The sequence below is a fragment of the Streptomyces sp. NPDC037126 genome (genome assembly GCF_055605965.1).
In genome coordinates, this window is the sequence record NZ_JBVJTD010000002.1 from 438,291 (window position 1) to 452,469 (window position 14,179).

Annotated in this window: 14 protein-coding genes and 1 pseudogene; 7 read left to right on the forward strand and 8 right to left on the reverse strand. The window is 74.5% G+C overall.

Going from position 1 to position 14,179, the window contains the following annotated elements:
- Positions 1 to 11: 11 nt before the first annotated feature.
- Positions 12 to 2,510 (reverse strand): ATP-binding protein, encoded by a 2,499-nt coding sequence (locus ACZ7FF_RS06940; protein WP_470810122.1) that lies wholly within the window; start codon positions 2,508 to 2,510, stop codon positions 12 to 14.
- Between the two features lie 414 nt (positions 2,511 to 2,924).
- On the opposite strand from ACZ7FF_RS06940, the gene ACZ7FF_RS06945 reads away from it, so the two are divergent.
- Together ACZ7FF_RS06945 and ACZ7FF_RS06950 are read left to right on the forward strand one after the other, a co-directional pair.
- Complete coding sequence (locus tag ACZ7FF_RS06945; protein WP_470810123.1) at positions 2,925 to 3,443, forward strand: hypothetical protein; 519 nt, start codon at positions 2,925 to 2,927, stop codon at positions 3,441 to 3,443.
- Between the two features lie 152 nt (positions 3,444 to 3,595).
- Positions 3,596 to 4,417, forward strand: a complete 822-nt coding sequence (locus tag ACZ7FF_RS06950; RefSeq protein WP_470810125.1) for a thioesterase family protein — start codon at positions 3,596 to 3,598, stop codon at positions 4,415 to 4,417.
- Here ACZ7FF_RS06950 and ACZ7FF_RS06955 read toward each other — a convergent pair.
- The 5 genes from ACZ7FF_RS06955 to ACZ7FF_RS06975 form a co-directional block, all read right to left on the reverse strand.
- Entirely contained in the window at positions 4,389 to 5,186 is a 798-nt protein-coding gene (locus ACZ7FF_RS06955; protein WP_470810126.1) for a PPC domain-containing DNA-binding protein, read from the reverse strand. The two genes, ACZ7FF_RS06950 and ACZ7FF_RS06955, sit on opposite strands and share 29 nt — an antisense overlap.
- A gap of 281 nt (positions 5,187 to 5,467) precedes the next feature.
- Positions 5,468 to 5,734 carry a hypervirulence associated TUDOR domain-containing protein gene (locus tag ACZ7FF_RS06960; RefSeq protein ID WP_470810128.1) on the reverse strand — a complete coding sequence of 89 codons (267 nt, stop codon included), beginning with the start codon at positions 5,732 to 5,734 and terminating at the stop codon, positions 5,468 to 5,470.
- Between the two features lie 13 nt (positions 5,735 to 5,747).
- The gene (locus ACZ7FF_RS06965) at positions 5,748 to 6,425 is read right to left on the reverse strand and encodes a lysoplasmalogenase family protein (RefSeq protein ID WP_470810129.1); all 678 of its coding nucleotides are present in this window, start codon (positions 6,423 to 6,425) and stop codon (positions 5,748 to 5,750) included.
- Position 6,426: 1 nt separating this feature from the next.
- Positions 6,427 to 7,260 (reverse strand): sterol desaturase family protein, encoded by an 834-nt coding sequence (locus ACZ7FF_RS06970; RefSeq protein WP_470810131.1) that lies wholly within the window; start codon positions 7,258 to 7,260, stop codon positions 6,427 to 6,429.
- A gap of 1 nt (position 7,261) precedes the next feature.
- On the reverse strand, positions 7,262 to 7,975 hold the full coding sequence (locus ACZ7FF_RS06975; protein ID WP_470810133.1) for a FadR/GntR family transcriptional regulator: 714 nt from the start codon (positions 7,973 to 7,975) through the stop codon (positions 7,262 to 7,264).
- 152 nt (positions 7,976 to 8,127) lie between these two features.
- Here ACZ7FF_RS06975 and ACZ7FF_RS06980 point away from each other — a divergent pair, with 152 nt between their 5' ends.
- A complete protein-coding gene (locus ACZ7FF_RS06980; RefSeq protein ID WP_470810135.1) occupies positions 8,128 to 9,606 on the forward strand; it encodes an FGGY-family carbohydrate kinase in 1,479 nt (492 codons plus the stop codon).
- Positions 9,607 to 10,031: 425 nt separating this feature from the next.
- Here the strand turns inward: ACZ7FF_RS06980 and ACZ7FF_RS06985 are convergent, their stop codons facing one another.
- Positions 10,032 to 10,655 (reverse strand): gamma carbonic anhydrase family protein, encoded by a 624-nt coding sequence (locus ACZ7FF_RS06985; RefSeq protein WP_470810136.1) that lies wholly within the window; start codon positions 10,653 to 10,655, stop codon positions 10,032 to 10,034.
- A gap of 254 nt (positions 10,656 to 10,909) precedes the next feature.
- On the opposite strand from ACZ7FF_RS06985, the gene ACZ7FF_RS06990 reads away from it, so the two are divergent.
- From ACZ7FF_RS06990 to ACZ7FF_RS07000, 3 genes are all read left to right on the forward strand, one after another.
- Positions 10,910 to 11,680, forward strand: a complete 771-nt coding sequence (locus ACZ7FF_RS06990) for a maleylpyruvate isomerase N-terminal domain-containing protein (protein ID WP_470810138.1) — start codon at positions 10,910 to 10,912, stop codon at positions 11,678 to 11,680.
- A gap of 96 nt (positions 11,681 to 11,776) precedes the next feature.
- Positions 11,777 to 11,986 (forward strand): ferredoxin, encoded by a 210-nt coding sequence (locus ACZ7FF_RS06995; RefSeq protein ID WP_470810139.1) that lies wholly within the window; start codon positions 11,777 to 11,779, stop codon positions 11,984 to 11,986.
- Positions 11,976 to 13,331, forward strand: a complete 1,356-nt coding sequence (locus tag ACZ7FF_RS07000) for an NAD(P)/FAD-dependent oxidoreductase (protein ID WP_470810141.1) — start codon at positions 11,976 to 11,978, stop codon at positions 13,329 to 13,331. Before ACZ7FF_RS06995 ends, ACZ7FF_RS07000 begins: the two co-directional genes overlap by 11 nt.
- Positions 13,332 to 13,345: 14 nt before the next feature.
- On the opposite strand, the pseudogene ACZ7FF_RS07005 reads toward ACZ7FF_RS07000, so the two are convergent.
- A pseudogene (locus tag ACZ7FF_RS07005) lies at positions 13,346 to 13,828 on the reverse strand (sensor histidine kinase); the annotation flags it as partial.
- A gap of 93 nt (positions 13,829 to 13,921) precedes the next feature.
- Here ACZ7FF_RS07005 and ACZ7FF_RS07010 point away from each other — a divergent pair.
- Positions 13,922 to 14,176, forward strand: a complete 255-nt coding sequence (locus tag ACZ7FF_RS07010) for an NUDIX hydrolase (RefSeq protein WP_470810142.1) — start codon at positions 13,922 to 13,924, stop codon at positions 14,174 to 14,176.
- Positions 14,177 to 14,179 lie beyond the last annotated feature (3 nt).

Sequence of the window (14,179 nt, forward strand, 5' to 3'; positions counted from 1 at the left end):
GGGCAGGGTGCTCATGGCGCACCCTCTGCGCTCTGTGCGGTCGGTCCGGCACCCACGGGCCGGGGCGCGAACGGCAGCGACACGACCATGGTGAGGCCGCCGCCGGGGGTGTCCTCGGGGCTGAGGGTGCCGCTCATCGCCTCGGTCAGGCCCCGCGCGAGGGCGAGGCCGAGGCCGAGGCCGGTGGTGTTGTCGGTGTCGCCGAGCCGCTGGAAGGGCTCGAAGAGCCGGTCCCGGCCGTCGGCGGGCAGCCCGGGCCCCCGGTCGACGACCCGCAGCTCCACCCGCCCGGCCAGGGCACTCGCGGTGACCAGCACCTTCCGGCCGGCCGGGGTGTGCCGCGCGGCGTTGCCGACCAGGTTGGCGACGACCCTCTCCAGCAGGGGCGGATCGGCCAGCACCGCCGGGATCTCCTCGACGTCCGCCACCTCGACCCCGGACACGTCGGCCAGCGCCATGGGCAGCACCTCCTCCAGGGAGGTCGCCCGCAGGTTCAGCGTGAGGGCGCCCGCCTCCAGGCGGCTGAGGTCGAGCAGGTTCTCCACCAGGCGGTTGAGCTTGGCCATGGACTCGTCGGCGGTGGCGAGGAGTTCCTCGCGGTCCTGCGCGCAGAAGGCGACGTCGCGGCTGCGCAGGGAGGTGACCGCGGCCCACCCCGCGGCGAGCGGCGTGCGCAGGTCGTGACCGACGGCCCGCAGCAGGGCCGTGCGCAGCCGGTCGGCGGCCTTCACCGGCTCGACCTCGGCCGCGGCCTCGGCCAGCCGGGCCCGCTCCACCGCGGAGCCCACGTGCGCGGCGAAGGCGGCCAGCACCCGCCGCTCGGACGAGGACAGCGTCCGGCCGCGCAGCGCGAGGAACGCGCCGGGCCCGGCGGGAACGGCCGTCACCCCGGCCGCGTCGGGCGGCTCGTCCAGCAGGTCGGCCGAGTCCATCCCGAAGGTCTCCCGGGTCCGCTCCAGCAGCGCCGGGATGGTCGCCTCGCCGCGCACGATGCTGCCCGCCAGGGACGACATGGTCTCCGCCTCGGCCGTTGCCCGGGCCGAGCGGCGCGAGAGGCGCAGGGACCGGTCCACCACCGCGGCCACCGTCGCCGCCACGACCACGAACACCCCCAGGGCCACCAGCGCGTTGGGGTCGTCCAGGGTGAAGGCGCCGATGGGCGGGATGAACCAGTAGTTCAGCAGCAGGGACGCCGTCACCGACGCGATCACCGCCGAGGCGACCCCTCCTATGCAGGCGACGCCGACCACGGCGAGCAGGAAGAGCAGGGCCTCGCTGGTCAGGTTCAGCGTGCCGCGCAGCTGGGCCAGGACGGCGGTGAGGAGGACGGGCAGCACGAGTCCGGCCACCGGGCCCGCGATCAGCCGGGCCGTCGACAGGGTGCGCCGGCGGGACGGCAGCAGGGTGCCGCGTCCGGCGCGCTCGTGGGTGACCCGGTGGACGTCGATGTCCCCGGACAGCTCGGTGACCGTCTCCCCGGTGCCCGGCCCGGTCAGGAACCGCGCGAGCCGCCCCCGCCTGCTCGTCCCGAGGACCAGCTGGGTGGCGTTCTCGGCGCGGGCGAACTCCACCAGGGCGGTGGCGACGTCGTCGCCGACGACCGAGTGGTAGCTGCCGCCGAGGTCCTCCACGAGCCGGCGCTGGCGGGCCAGCGAGGCGTGCGAGACCCCGGCGGCGAGTCCGTCGCTGCGGGCCACGTGCACGGCGAGCAGGTCCCCGCCCGCGGACCGGTCGGCGATGCGCGCGGCCCGGCGGACCAGGGTGTCCCCTTCCGGACCGCCGGTGAGCGCCACGACGACCCGCTCCCGTGTCTCCCACACCCGGCCGATGCCGTGCTCCGAGCGGTACGCCTGGAGCGCCTCGTCGACCCGGTCGGCCACCCACAGCAGCGCCAGCTGGCGCAGGGCGGTCAGGTTGCCGGGCCGGAAGTAGTTGGCGAGGGCCGCGTCGATCTTCTCGGGGGCGTAGATGTTCCCGTGCGCCATCCGCCGGCGCAGCCCCTCGGGCGGCATGTCCACGAGCTCGATCTGCCAGGCCCGCCGAACGACCTCGTCGGGCACCGTCTCGTGCTGGGGCACCCCGGTGATCTTCTCGACCACGTCGTTGAGGGACTCCAGGTGCTGGATGTTCAGCGCCGTGATCACGTCGATGCCGGCGTCGAGCAGGGTCTCGATGTCCTGCCAGCGCTTGGGGTTGCGGCCGTCACCGGGAACGTTGCTGTGAGCGAACTCGTCCACGATCGCCACCTGCGGCCGGCGGGCCAGCACCGCGGCCAGGTCCATCTCCTCGAAGTCGCCGCCCCGGTAGGAGCAGCGCGTCCGGGAGACGGACTCCAGGCCGCGGAGCATCGCCTCCGTGTGCGGGCGCCCGTGGCACTCCGCGAAGCCCACCACCACCTGCGCCCCGCGGGCGGCACGGCGGCGCCCCTCGTCGAGCATCCGGTAGGTCTTGCCGACTCCCGGGGCCGCCCCGAGGTAGACCTTCAGTCGTCCGGGCCGTACGTCACTCATCGCCGCCGACGCGCTCCGCTCACTGGTCCGGCCTTCGCGTGGAAGGTTTCTCCTCCAGGGAAGCCTCCTCGCGCGGCGGCCCGCGCGGCTGTTAGCGCTTCCTTGGCGGCGGCCCCGGAGACCTTGACACCGCCTTGACGTGCCCCGCCCTGCCGGGACGACCGGTCCCCGGTGGAAGCCCCGCCACCGGAGGTAGCGCCGCGGTAGTCCGGGGAGCACCCGGCGCCGTAGACCGCGTCGTTCGACGAGAGCGACGTTCGAAGAGGGCGACGTTCGAAGAGGGCGACGTTCGAAGAGGGCGACGTGCCCTCACGGCACGCGGCGCGTAAGGATCGCGTCAGGATCGGCCGGTACGGCGTCAGGGCCCCGTCAGTGGCGGTCCCCGCGGCCGTACGGGCGCCTAGCGTCGGCGACATGCGACGGAGCGGACCGCCAGGGCCGGCCGGCGACCGCCACTGGCGTGGCAGCGCCCGGCTCGCGGTGTGCTGCGCGCTCGCGTTCTGCGCCATGAGTGTCCTGGTCGACTGGGACGCGGGCAGCCTGACGCCCCCGCGCGCCCTGCTCTGGACGGCCCTGTCCGCCGCGGTGGGTGTCGTCCTGCTCCCCCAGCGGGTCAGCGCGGGCCCCGGCTGGCTCGCGGTGCGCACCCCCTGGCGCCGGCGCGTGGTGCGCACGGACGCGCTGACAGCCGTGTGGCAGCACGACGGCGTCTCCTCGCTCCTGGTCCTGCGGGACGTCGGCGGCCACCGTCTGGAACTCGACCCCCGCATCCTCGTGGCCAACCCGCTGCTCTGGCACGAACTCGACACGGGCGTCCGGCGCTCCCTGGAGCGTGGCACCCTGCGTCACGGCGCGGAGGCGCTGGAGCGGCTGGGCCACCACATCGACACCGAGACGGCAGGGGCCGTGCTCCGGGTGTCGGGAATGCACTGAGCACGGCGATCGGCGGCGCTTCCGCGGCCCGCCCCCAGCGGGTTACATGTACTGTGCACTTTCTCACTTGGCGGGGCGGCCGGACACGGGTAGCGTCCCGAGCGGCCGACGTGGCACCCGCGCCGGCCTGCCGCTCGCGTCCCGCCACCCGAATGGAGAAGCGACCCTTGCCCAGCTCCGCCGCACCCCAGGGCAGCTACTTCGAACCCATCGACGACCGCCGCTACAAGCCGACGACGCACGCGGGCGGCGCCTGGGACCCGGACGAGCAGCACTTCAGCCCACTCGGCGGGCTCGTCGTCCACGCCATCGACCGGTACCGGGTGGCCGGTCCGGACGACGGCCTGGTCCTCTCCCGCATCAGCTACGACATCCTCGGCCGACTCGCGCTCGACGAGTGCGAGATCGAGGTGGAGACCGTCCGCCCCGGCCGGACCATCGAACTCCTGGAGGCGGTCGTACGGATCGCGGGCCGTCCGGTCGTACGGGCCCGGGCCTGGTTCCTGGCCGCCGTCGACACCAGCACGGTCGCGGGCGGCCCCGGCGACCGTCTGACCCCTCCGGAGTCACTGGCCCCCTGGGCGATGTCCGAGGACTGGCCCGGCGGCTACATCGCCTCCGTGGACGTCCGCCCGGTCGCGCCGCCCCGGCCCGGGCGCACGGCGGCCTGGATCTCGACGCCCCTCGATCTGGTCGCGGGCGTTCCGGTGAGTCCGGCGGCCTCGTACCTGGCCCTGGTCGACACGGCGAACGGCATCGCGGTGCGGCAGCCGCCCGCTCAGTGGATGTTCCCGAACGTCGACCTCACCGTGCACCTGCACCGTCAGCCGCGCGGCCCATGGACCGGCCTGGACACCAGCGTCACGTTCGGCCCCTCGGGCCAGGGCCTCACCAGCACGGTCCTGCACGACGCCGACGGCCCGGTCGGCAGCGCCCAGCAGATCCTCACCGTCCGCCCCCAGCCGGGAGCGTGACCCGGGGACCGCACGGTCCCCTGCCCCCCACCGGCGGCCGGCCGCTCCGTGGCCGGCGCCCTCCCGCCCACCGGGTGCTCCCGACCGGCTGCCGCCGCGGGCACGGGCCTGGAGCGGGTGTTGCGGGCGCAGGGCGGGCCCGCCGCCGACGACGACCGCGGTGGTCATGGAGCTGTGTCCCAGGTGCTCGGCCGGAATGAACGGGCGTACGGGATGCACCCGGTGGAGAGGGTAGCCGGGCCGGGGCGGGCGGGTCCGCACGCCGTGCCCGGCCGTGCTCCGGCGGGCCGGGGACGCGGAACGCCGTCCCGGCGCGCGGCCGTGCGTCCCGCGGTCGGTCCGGCTCGATGAGCGCGAGACCGATGTCGGGGCGGTAGGTCTTCTGGAGTTCCCCGGGGCTCTCGCGGACGACGACCTCGAGTGTCGGCCACACCTTGCCCGCCAGCAGGTGGCCGCCGCGGGTCGTACCGTCGGCGAGCCCCAGCACGGCGTGCAGATGGGGGGTCGGCCCGTCGTCGCCGAGGGCGATGTCGCCCAGCAGCGACAGCACCTCGCACTGCTCGTCCACGGGTATCCGCCGGTAGTCCCTGGCGTCGCGGTCGAACCAGCCGACCGTGGCCTCGCAGAAGGCGCCGACCGCCGTCACCTGCGACGCGCCGAGCCCCTTGGCGCGCGCGAACCCGGTGATCCGGTCGAGCGCCTCCTCGTCCGGGTCCAGTACGAGGACGTAGACGGCGGCCGGGGACTCCTGCACCAGTTGCCACTTCATGCGCGCCTGGGTACCCGGGGCCGCCCGGCGTGAACCGCCGGGGCGCGCGGCGCCGAACCGTGGAGGGGCGGTCGATCGCGGTGATCGCGGGGCGCTTCGGCCATCCGGCAATGGGTGGTCGGAAACGAACCGATACGAGAAATGAGAGGCGGGCGCCGACACCGGCTGCACCCGCCTGGTCGTCCACGCCCGCACAGACGCCGCGATCGCCGGCGCCGCGGCACGCGCGATGGCCGCCTGCCCCGAGGGCACACCGGTGCGCTGCGGCCGGGCGCGGCCCGTCAGCGACGCCCGTGCTCCCCGCCGTTCGCGCCGTCCCGCTTCTTCTTCTCCAGCGCGGACGGCTTGTGCACCGCGGACCTGCCGGACTTGTGGCTGCGGACCTGGTACTGCGGGTCGTCCGGCGACGCGTCGACCGTGCGGCCGGCCGCCACGGTGCGCTCGGTGATCCTCTTCTCCACCTCGCCCTCGGCCCGGCCGCCGTGGCTGCGCCAGGCGACCGCGTCGCCCTTCTTCGGCTTCCTGCCCTCACCCCGGCTCTTCGTCATGCGGACGACTCCCTCAGAGAGAAGGAGACTGCCCCTCCAGCGTGCGTGCGTCGCGCCCGTCGCGCGGTTCCTGGACCTCCCCGCCGGTGAAGGCGCTGGTGATCAGGGCGAGGGCGATCGTGTACGTCACCATGACGAGCACCCCGCGCCCGGGGAAGCCGGTGCCGGCGGCGCCGAGCCCGACGAGCAGGTCCGAGCCGAGGAACACCAGCCCGCCCCAGGCCGCCCTCGGCCCCAGCACGCGCGCGGTCAGCGCCATGGCGACCAGGGCGGCGGCGTAGACGGCCACCGCGGTGCCCAGGACCGGTCCGAGCGAGGGGGCCAGGGTGGCGACCGCGGCGGCCCACACCGCGAGGTGGACGGCGCACAGCAGGCGCCGGCGGCGCAGGTGACGCAGGGCGCCCGCGCGCAGGAACGCCGCCGTCCAGCAGAGCTGTGCGCCCAGGAAGAACGCGATCCCGGCGGCGAAGGCGCCCGTGCCGGGCAGCATCAGCGCCACGTCCCCGGCCGCGGCGAGACCGAGGCCGGCCAGGACCGGCGCGTGCCGTGCGCCGGTCCTGCGCCACAGGTGTACGGCGAGCACGGGCGCCAGCAGGAGCTTGGCGACCCACTCCAGGGGCGGCAGGCCCGCCGCGACACCGGCGATGTCGAGGGCGGCCAGCGCGGCGAAGGCGAAGATCAGCGGCGGCATGTCACCCCTCGGCCCGGGGTGCCCAGCCGGGCGGCCCGAACAGGTACCCGGCACGGTCGCGCCAGCGCCGTGCCGTGCGGACGTCGCGCCAGGCGGCCTGGAACTCGTGGAAGGCGACCCGCACCGGGTTGTAGGTGTCGATGTTCTTCGTCAGGCCGTAGACCACCCGTACGCCCTCCGGTTCGAACGTGCCGAAGAGCCGGTCCCAGACGATGAGGATGCCGCCGTAGTTGCGGTCCAGGTAGACGTTGTTCGAGCCGTGGTGCACGCGGTGGTGGGAGGGCGTGTTGAAGAACCACTCCACGGGCCGCCACAGCCTGTCCACCCGCTCGGTGTGCAGGAAGAACTGGTAGACGAGGCTGAAGGCCTGCTGGAGCAGGATCATCCACGGCGGGACGCCGAGCAGTGCCAGCGGCAGCCAGAACGGCAGGCCCGTCATCGGGGTCCAGCTCTGGCGCAGGGCGGTCGAGAGGTTGAAGCGGAGGCTGGAGTGGTGGACCACGTGGCTCGCCCACAGCACCCGCACCCGGTGGTGGGCGCGGTGGAAGGCGTAGTACGCCAGGTCGTCGCCGAAGAACAGCAGCACCCACGTCCACGCGGAGGACGGCGACAGGTGCCAGGGGGCGACGGTGAAGACGGCCGCGTACACCAGGATCGTCGCCGCCTTCCAGGGCACGGCGACGACCTGGCTGCCCGCGCCCATGGACATGCTGGTGACGGTGTCGCGCAGCTCGTAGCCGCGTTCGTCGTCGTCCGGGAGGAAGCGGTAGGACAGCGCCTCGACGACGACCAGCAGCACGAACGCCGGTATCGCGTAGACCACGGCGGGGATCATGTCAGCGCACCGCCTTCCGCGGCGTGGCCGGCACGCTGCGGGACAGCAGCTCGCGCGCCAGCCGTTCGGCCGCCCCGGACTCGCGCGCCGCGATGTGCGCCGCCAGCCGCTGGTGCGCCTCGACGTCGAGGAGTTCCGCGGTCCGCAGGTCGTCCGGCACGTCGGCCACCGGGAGGGTGCCGCCCACCAGGCTGTTGAAGGCCAGCAGATAGGCGACGTTCCCGGACCCCCGCACGATCAGCCGCCACCATGCGACGTCCGCGTCGGCCAGCTCGGTCAGGTCGGGCCCGGAGCGCGCGTACCGGCCCGCGGCCTCGACGATCTCCCCGGCGGCGGCCTCGGAGCACCGCAGCGCGCACAGCCGGGCCGCGTCGGCGCCGATGCACGCCCGCATCTCCAGGGCGTCGCGGGCGAGGTCCGCCACCGAGGGCCCGGCGTCGGCCGCCGCGATGCCCATGGCGAGGTCGAGTCCCGCGGTGTGCCGCCAGTCCAGGACGAGCGTGCGGCCTCCGTGGCTGACCTCGACCAGCCGTGCCTGCTGGAGGCGCTTGACGGCCTCGCGGACGGCATGCCGGTTCACCCCGAACTCGGCTGCCAGGTCCCGCTCGGCGGTGAGCGCGGCACCGGGCGGCAGTTCCCCGCCGAGGATCCTGTCGCGCAGCACGGCGAAGAGCTGGTCCGAGACCGCCTCGCGCCGGATGAGTCCCTGATTCATGGCGATCAGAGTGAGGGCGCCGGGTCCACTGGTCAACTGGTTGGACCAGTTTTTCTTCGCAGCGTTCCAGCGGAACGGCCCGCGGCCCTCGGCCCCGGTGCCGCGGAATTCGAGGATGAAGTCCTTTTCAGGCGCTAGGCTGCGTGCTCGTCATGCCTCGCAACGCAGTCATCGGTGTGGACATCGGCACGTCGAGCAGCAAGGGCGTCCTCGTCGGTCCCGACGGCACCCTGATCCGCTCGGCCGTGCGGGAGCACAGCCCCGACAGGCCGGGCCCCGGCCGCTTCGAGATGGACGCCTCCGTGTGGTGGCGCGAGTTCACCGAACTCACCCGCGAACTGACCGGACCGGACGACACCACGGTCGTCGCCGTCGGGGTCAGTGGCATGGGCCCCTGCGTCCTGCTCACCGACCAGGACGACACCCCGCTGCGCCCGGCGATCCTCTACGGCGTCGACACCCGCTCGGTCCGCCAGATCCGCGGCATCGAGGAACGGCTGGGCGCCGAGGAGATCATCCGCCGTGGCGGCTCCGCGCTCACCACCCAGGCCGCCGGGCCGAAGATCGCCTGGATCGCCGAGGAGGAGCCGGAGCTGTACGCCCGCGCCCGGCGCCTGTACATGCCCAGCTCCTGGCTGGTCCGCCGGCTCACCGGCACCTATGTGCTGGACCACCACTCGGCCAGCCAGTGCACGCCGCTGTACGACACCCTCGCGGGCGAGTGGTACGGCCCCTGGGCCGCCGAGGTGGCCCCCGGCGTCGAGCTGCCGCCGCTGCGCTGGCCCGGCGAGGCCGCCGGCACCGTCACCGCGGAGGCCGCCGCCGCGACGGGCCTGCCGGCCGGGATCCCCGTCGCCACCGGCACCGTCGACGCCTGGGCCGAGGCGCTCAGCGTGGGCGCCCAGCGGACCGGCGACCTGATGCTCATGTACGGCACGACCATGTTCCTGATCCACACCGTGCCCGAGCCGCTCACCAGCCCGTCCCTGTGGGGCACGGTCGGCGCCCTGCCCGGCACCCGCAACCTGGCCGGGGGCATGGCCACCTCGGGGGCCGTCACGAACTGGCTGCGCGATCTGTTTGCCGCCGGGGACCACGCCGAACTGACCAGGCTGGCCGCCGAGTCGGGGCCCGGCGCGGGCGGGCTGCTGATGCTCCCGTACTTCTCCGGCGAGCGCACCCCGATCCTGGACCCGGACGCCCGCGGGGTGATCGCCGGGCTCACCCTGTCCCACACCCGCGGCGACCTCTACCGCGCCGCGCTGGAGGCCACCGGCTTCGGCGTCCGCCACAACATCGAGGTCATCGAGGAGGCCGGCGGCGACATCCGCCGCGTGGTCGCCGTCGGCGGCGGCACCCAGGGTGCCCTGTGGCCCCAGGTCGTCTCCGACATCACCGGCCGGCCGCAGGAGGTGCACACCATCACCGTCGGCGCCGGCTACGGCGGCGCGCTGCTCGCGGCCCAGCTCGTCGGGGACGCCGACATCGACGCCTGGAACCCGGTGCGCAGGACCGTGACACCGCGCGCGGAGCACAGGCACCGCTACGACGAGCTGTACGGCCTCTACCGCCGGCTGTACCGCGAGACGTCGGCGACCGTCCACGCCCTCGCGCCGCTCCAGGAGCGCTGAGGCGGACGGCCCGACCACCGGTCCTCCCGGCCGGCACCTGAGCCGGTGCACGTCAACCACCGCGGCGGCTGGAGAGTTTGACGCGCACCGCCGTCCCGGCGACGGCGGGCCTTCGGGTCCACGCCGACCGGTTCCGACGCGGCCGGTTCCGGCACCGGCTTCGCCGGCGGGCGTCCGCGAGACGCCCGCGAAGCCGCCGCCACCGCCGTACCCGCCCGCCGGAAGTCGAGGTGGCCTACGCCCCGACGCCCCGACCGCCGACAGGGCGCTGCGCGCCGAGGCCGCCCTCTTCGCCGAACTGGGCGTCGAGGCCCACCCGTAGCGGAGACGTGACGCTGTAGCAGGGGGCGCGCCGCACCGCGGCGGTACTCCCTCGTGCTCCGCCCGTCGCCCCACGGCACGGGCGGTGCGGCACGTTCACGTCGTCACTGCGCCGTACCGCTGCCGGCGCCGTCCCCGCCGAGCACCCTGTCCGCGCGGTGGGCGCCGTAGAACTCGCTCTGGGCGGCCATGATGTCGCGCATCGGGGTGCCGCGCGGGACGCCGTACACCGTGCCGGGGAAGTCCGACTCCCGCTGCACGGCCCAGATCTCCTCGTGCCGTTCGGGAGGGAGGAGCCGGGCCGGATCTCCCACGGCGATCCATCCGATCGGTACGACGGCCCCCGGCCGCAGGCGGCAGTTGACCTGCACGACCCCGTTGATCCGCACCTCGGCACCGGCACCCACGACCGCACCGGGGAACAGGGAGGCGCCGGTGGCGAGGAACGCCTCGTCCTCCACCCGCGAGCCGTTGACGTGCGCGTGCGGTCCGACCAGCACGGCGTCCCCGATCACCGCAGGATGCCCCGATCGCCCGCGCACCAGCGCGTTCTCCATCACCACGGTGTTCTCCCCGACCCTGACCTCGCCGTCCTCCGCGGTCAGCACCGCCCCGTGCAGCACCCGCGCACCCTCACCCAGCACGACGGCCCCGCACAGCGTGGCGGAGGGCGCGACATAGGCCGACTCCGGTACGACGGGCCGGCGGCCCCGGTGCTCGATCAGCATGCGTCTCCCTTTCGGCCGGATCGGCCGCCGAGGAGTCCCGGACCTCGGCGCACCCCACTCGCGGCTACCGTGTCCGGCGCCGGGCGCAGGATCGCACGGGCCGCCGCCCCGGGTGTCCACCGGGGCGGGAGAGGGCCGGTGCCGGACGCCGGACCGCGCTCGTACGGTCCCGCGAACGGGTCGCCGCATCGGCCGGCCGGGGTTCTGCCGGGCGCGCCGGTTTGGCCGACGGGCGGTCAGGCTACCCATGGCGCATGATCCCCTCTCGGGTCGACGAGACCCTGCCGGAGCTGGCGCCCTTCGTCCACGCCGTGCAGGCGCGGCGGCCCGACGACGGCACGTGGTGCGAGGCCTGGACGGTACGGGACGTCCTGGTCCACCAGACGGGCAATGCCGAGGAACTGGCCCGGGTTCTGCGGGCGTTCCTCTCCGGGACGCCCGTGGAGACCCGGGGGTTCGACCGTGAGGCCCCCTACCGGTGGATGTCCGACACCGACCTCTGGTCGGCGTTCATGGACCGCTGTGAACGGCTCACCGAGGTCGCCGCGGCCGCCGCGCAGGACCTGTCCCCTGACACGGAGGTCATGTGGACCGGCCGGTCGGTGAAGGTCCCCTTCTTCGCGGAGCACATGCGTGAGGAGCTGATCCTGCACCGCTGGGACCTGACCGGCGACGACCGTACGGCGGTGGGGTCGCTCACCGAGCCCTGGATGACGGAGCACAGCGTGGTGTCGGTCGGCCGGCCCCTGCTGGCCCGCGGCCACGCCGGTCTGGAACTGGGACCCGAGGGACGGGTCGAGGGGCGGCTGCGCACGCCGGGCACGGACGACGTCGTGGTGACCGCCGACGCCGGGGGCAGCGGCATCCGGCTCGCCGCTCCCGAGGGTCCGGCCACGATCGAGAGCGACGCGGCCGTACGGGTCCTGCTGCTGTGGGGACGGCGCCCGGCCGACCCGTCCCGCTGGCACAGCTCCGCCGGGCCGGAGGACCTGCGTCGGGTTCGGGCCCTCCTCGGCGGCTACTGACGGCCGTCGCGTGATCACCCGGGTGGCCGTGCGAGGCTCCGCATCTCGTCCCATGCTGGAAACGAGGGGGGTGGGACCGCGGAGGAAGTGGTGAAGATGCGGACCGTTGTCGACCTCACGCGCTGCCAGGGCTACGCACAGTGCGTCTTCCTCGCCCCGGATGTTTTCGAGCTGCACGGCAATGAGGGGCTGCTGTACTCCCCCGCCGTGCCCGACCACCAGATCGAGCGGGTGCGGAAGGCCGCGGCGGCCTGCCCGGTGCAGGCCATCCTCCTCGGGGAAGAGGTGAGCAGCGGTGCCCGCTGACCTGAAGGACGGCCGCATCGTCATCGTCGGTGCGTCGCTGGCCGGGCTGCGCGCCGCGGAGGCGCTGCGCGAGGAGGGTTTCACCGGTTCCCTGACCGTGGTCGGTGACGAACCCCACGCGCCGTACGACCGGCCGCCGCTGTCCAAGCAGGTGCTGCTCGGCCAGGCGACGGCGGACACCACCGAGCTGCCGATGCGCCGGGACCCCCACGCCGAGTGGCGCCTCGGTGTGCGTGCCACGGGCGTGGACACGCTGGCGAAGCGCGTGCGGCTGGAGGACGGTGAGTCGCTGCCGTACGACCGGCTGCTGATCGCCACCGGGACCCGTGCGCGGCCCTGGCCCAACCCGGACGAGGCCGCCCTGGACGGGGTGTTCACGCTGCGCACCCGTGAGGACGGCGCGGGGCTGTCCGAGCGGCTGGACTCGGGACCCGGGCGGGTGCTCGTGATCGGCGCCGGGTTCACCGGCTCGGAGATAGCCTCGGCGTGCCGGGAGCGCGGCCTGGAGGTCACGGTCGCCGAACGCGGCCCCGCACCGCTGGTGGGCGCGCTCGGCGGCACCCTGTCGAAGCTGGCGGCGCTCATGCAGCGCAACCACGGCGTGGACCTGCGCACCGGGGTGACGGTGACCGCGCTGCGCGGGAACGGCGGCTTCAGCGGCGCGGAGCTGTCCGACGGCAGCCGCGTCGACGCGGACGTGTGCGTCGTAGCGCTGGGGGCGCTGCGCAACGTCGAGTGGCTCGCGGACTCCGGTCTGGCGGCGGGCCCGCGCGGGGTCGCCTGCGACGCCGGGTGCCGGGCCTTCACGATGTACGGGATCGTCACCGACGACGTCTTCGTGGCGGGCGACGTCGCCCGCTTCCCGCACCCCCTGTTCGGTTACCAGATGCTGTCCCTGGAGCACTGGGGCAACGCGGTCACCCAGGCCGAGGTGGCGGCCCACAACATGGTCAACCCCGGGCCGCTGCAGCGTCCGCACCTGGCCCTGCCGACGTTCTGGTCCACGCAGTTCGGGCTCAACATCAAGTCGGTGGGCGTGCCCACCTACTCCGACCACGTGGTCATCGCCCAGGGGTCCCTGGAGGACCGCAGGCTGGCGATGGTCTACGGCTACCGGGGCCGGGTCACGGCGGCGGTGACCGTCGACATGGCCAAGTGGCTGGACTACTACAGGCACCTGATCGAGAAGGCCGCCCCCTTCCCGCCCCCGCCGGGCGCGGTGGGCCGGCCGATCGCGGCCGACGTGGAGATCCCGTCCGACGTGCCGGACCCGTCGGTCCTGTCCCACGGCCCGACCGTCGCGCTCACCGGCCACCTCCCCGACCGCCGGCTGACGGTGGTCTAGCCGGGCGGCCCGGCTCAGGGCGGGGGTGACCGCACGCCGGGGCGGAACTTGGGGATCCGGACCGTGATCTTCGTGCCGGCCCCGACGCCCGTCACGATGACGAGGCCGTGGTCGTCGCCGTCCACCTCGCGCAGCCGCCGGTCCACGTTGCGCAGCCCGATGCCGGTGGCCGGGCCGGCGGTGCCGCGCAGGACGGCGCGCAGGCGCTCGGGGTCCATGCCGATGCCGTTGTCCTCGACGCCGACCCGGGCCTCGGTGCCCCGGTCCTCCGCGGTGATGGTGACACTGCTGCGTTCCACGGCCTCCTCCAGGCCGTGCTCGACGGCGTTCTCCACCAGGGGCTGGAGGCACAGGAAGGGCAGCGTGACGGGCAGCACCTCGGGGGCGATGCGCAGGGTGACCCGCAGCCGGGGGCCGAAGCGGGCGCGGGTGAGTTCCAGGTACTGCTCGACGGAGCGCAGTTCCTCCGCGAGGGTGGTGAAGTCGCCGTCGCGGCGGGCGAGACAGCCGCCGGACGGGATTCGGCGCAGGTCCGTCACCCCCACGGCACCGGCCTCACGCCCGTCCCCGCCGATCCCGTGGGGACCCGGGTGCTGTCCCTTCTGATGGACTCGGTGCACGGCGTGCCGCGGCTGACGGCGGCCGTCCGGGTCACCGCCTTCACCGGCGAACCGGCCGTGACGGAGCCGCACCTGATCAGGCGCTGGGAGTGGCACGAGGTCTCCGACCTGCCCGCGCTCGGCGGACCGCTGTTCACCCCGAGCGCGCACGTCCTGGACACGGTGTGGCCGAAGCTGCTCCCGGGCCTGCCGCCGGTGCACCGGTATCCGGTGGCGGACGGCTGAGGG

What these genes read in the sequence shown, in the direction of transcription:
- ACZ7FF_RS06970 (WP_470810131.1), bottom strand. Translation starts at nt 7,260, where the DNA reads ATGATCCCCGCCGTGGTCTACGCGATACCGGCGTTCGTGCTGCTGGTC.
- ACZ7FF_RS06985 (WP_470810136.1), bottom strand. Translation starts at nt 10,655, where the DNA reads ATGCTGATCGAGCACCGGGGCCGCCGGCCCGTCGTACCGGAGTCGGCC.
- ACZ7FF_RS06955 (WP_470810126.1), bottom strand. Translation starts at nt 5,186, where the DNA reads ATGAAGTGGCAACTGGTGCAGGAGTCCCCGGCCGCCGTCTACGTCCTC.
- ACZ7FF_RS06975 (WP_470810133.1), bottom strand. Translation starts at nt 7,975, where the DNA reads ATGAATCAGGGACTCATCCGGCGCGAGGCGGTCTCGGACCAGCTCTTC.
- ACZ7FF_RS06960 (WP_470810128.1), bottom strand. Translation starts at nt 5,734, where the DNA reads ATGACGAAGAGCCGGGGTGAGGGCAGGAAGCCGAAGAAGGGCGACGCG.
- ACZ7FF_RS06945 (WP_470810123.1), top strand. Translation starts at nt 2,925, where the DNA reads ATGCGACGGAGCGGACCGCCAGGGCCGGCCGGCGACCGCCACTGGCGT.
- ACZ7FF_RS06940 (WP_470810122.1), bottom strand. Translation starts at nt 2,510, where the DNA reads ATGAGTGACGTACGGCCCGGACGACTGAAGGTCTACCTCGGGGCGGCC.
- ACZ7FF_RS06950 (WP_470810125.1), top strand. Translation starts at nt 3,596, where the DNA reads ATGGAGAAGCGACCCTTGCCCAGCTCCGCCGCACCCCAGGGCAGCTAC.
- ACZ7FF_RS06995 (WP_470810139.1), top strand. Translation starts at nt 11,777, where the DNA reads ATGCGGACCGTTGTCGACCTCACGCGCTGCCAGGGCTACGCACAGTGC.
- ACZ7FF_RS06965 (WP_470810129.1), bottom strand. Translation starts at nt 6,425, where the DNA reads ATGCCGCCGCTGATCTTCGCCTTCGCCGCGCTGGCCGCCCTCGACATC.
- ACZ7FF_RS06990 (WP_470810138.1), top strand. Translation starts at nt 10,910, where the DNA reads ATGATCCCCTCTCGGGTCGACGAGACCCTGCCGGAGCTGGCGCCCTTC.
- ACZ7FF_RS06980 (WP_470810135.1), top strand. Translation starts at nt 8,128, where the DNA reads ATGCCTCGCAACGCAGTCATCGGTGTGGACATCGGCACGTCGAGCAGC.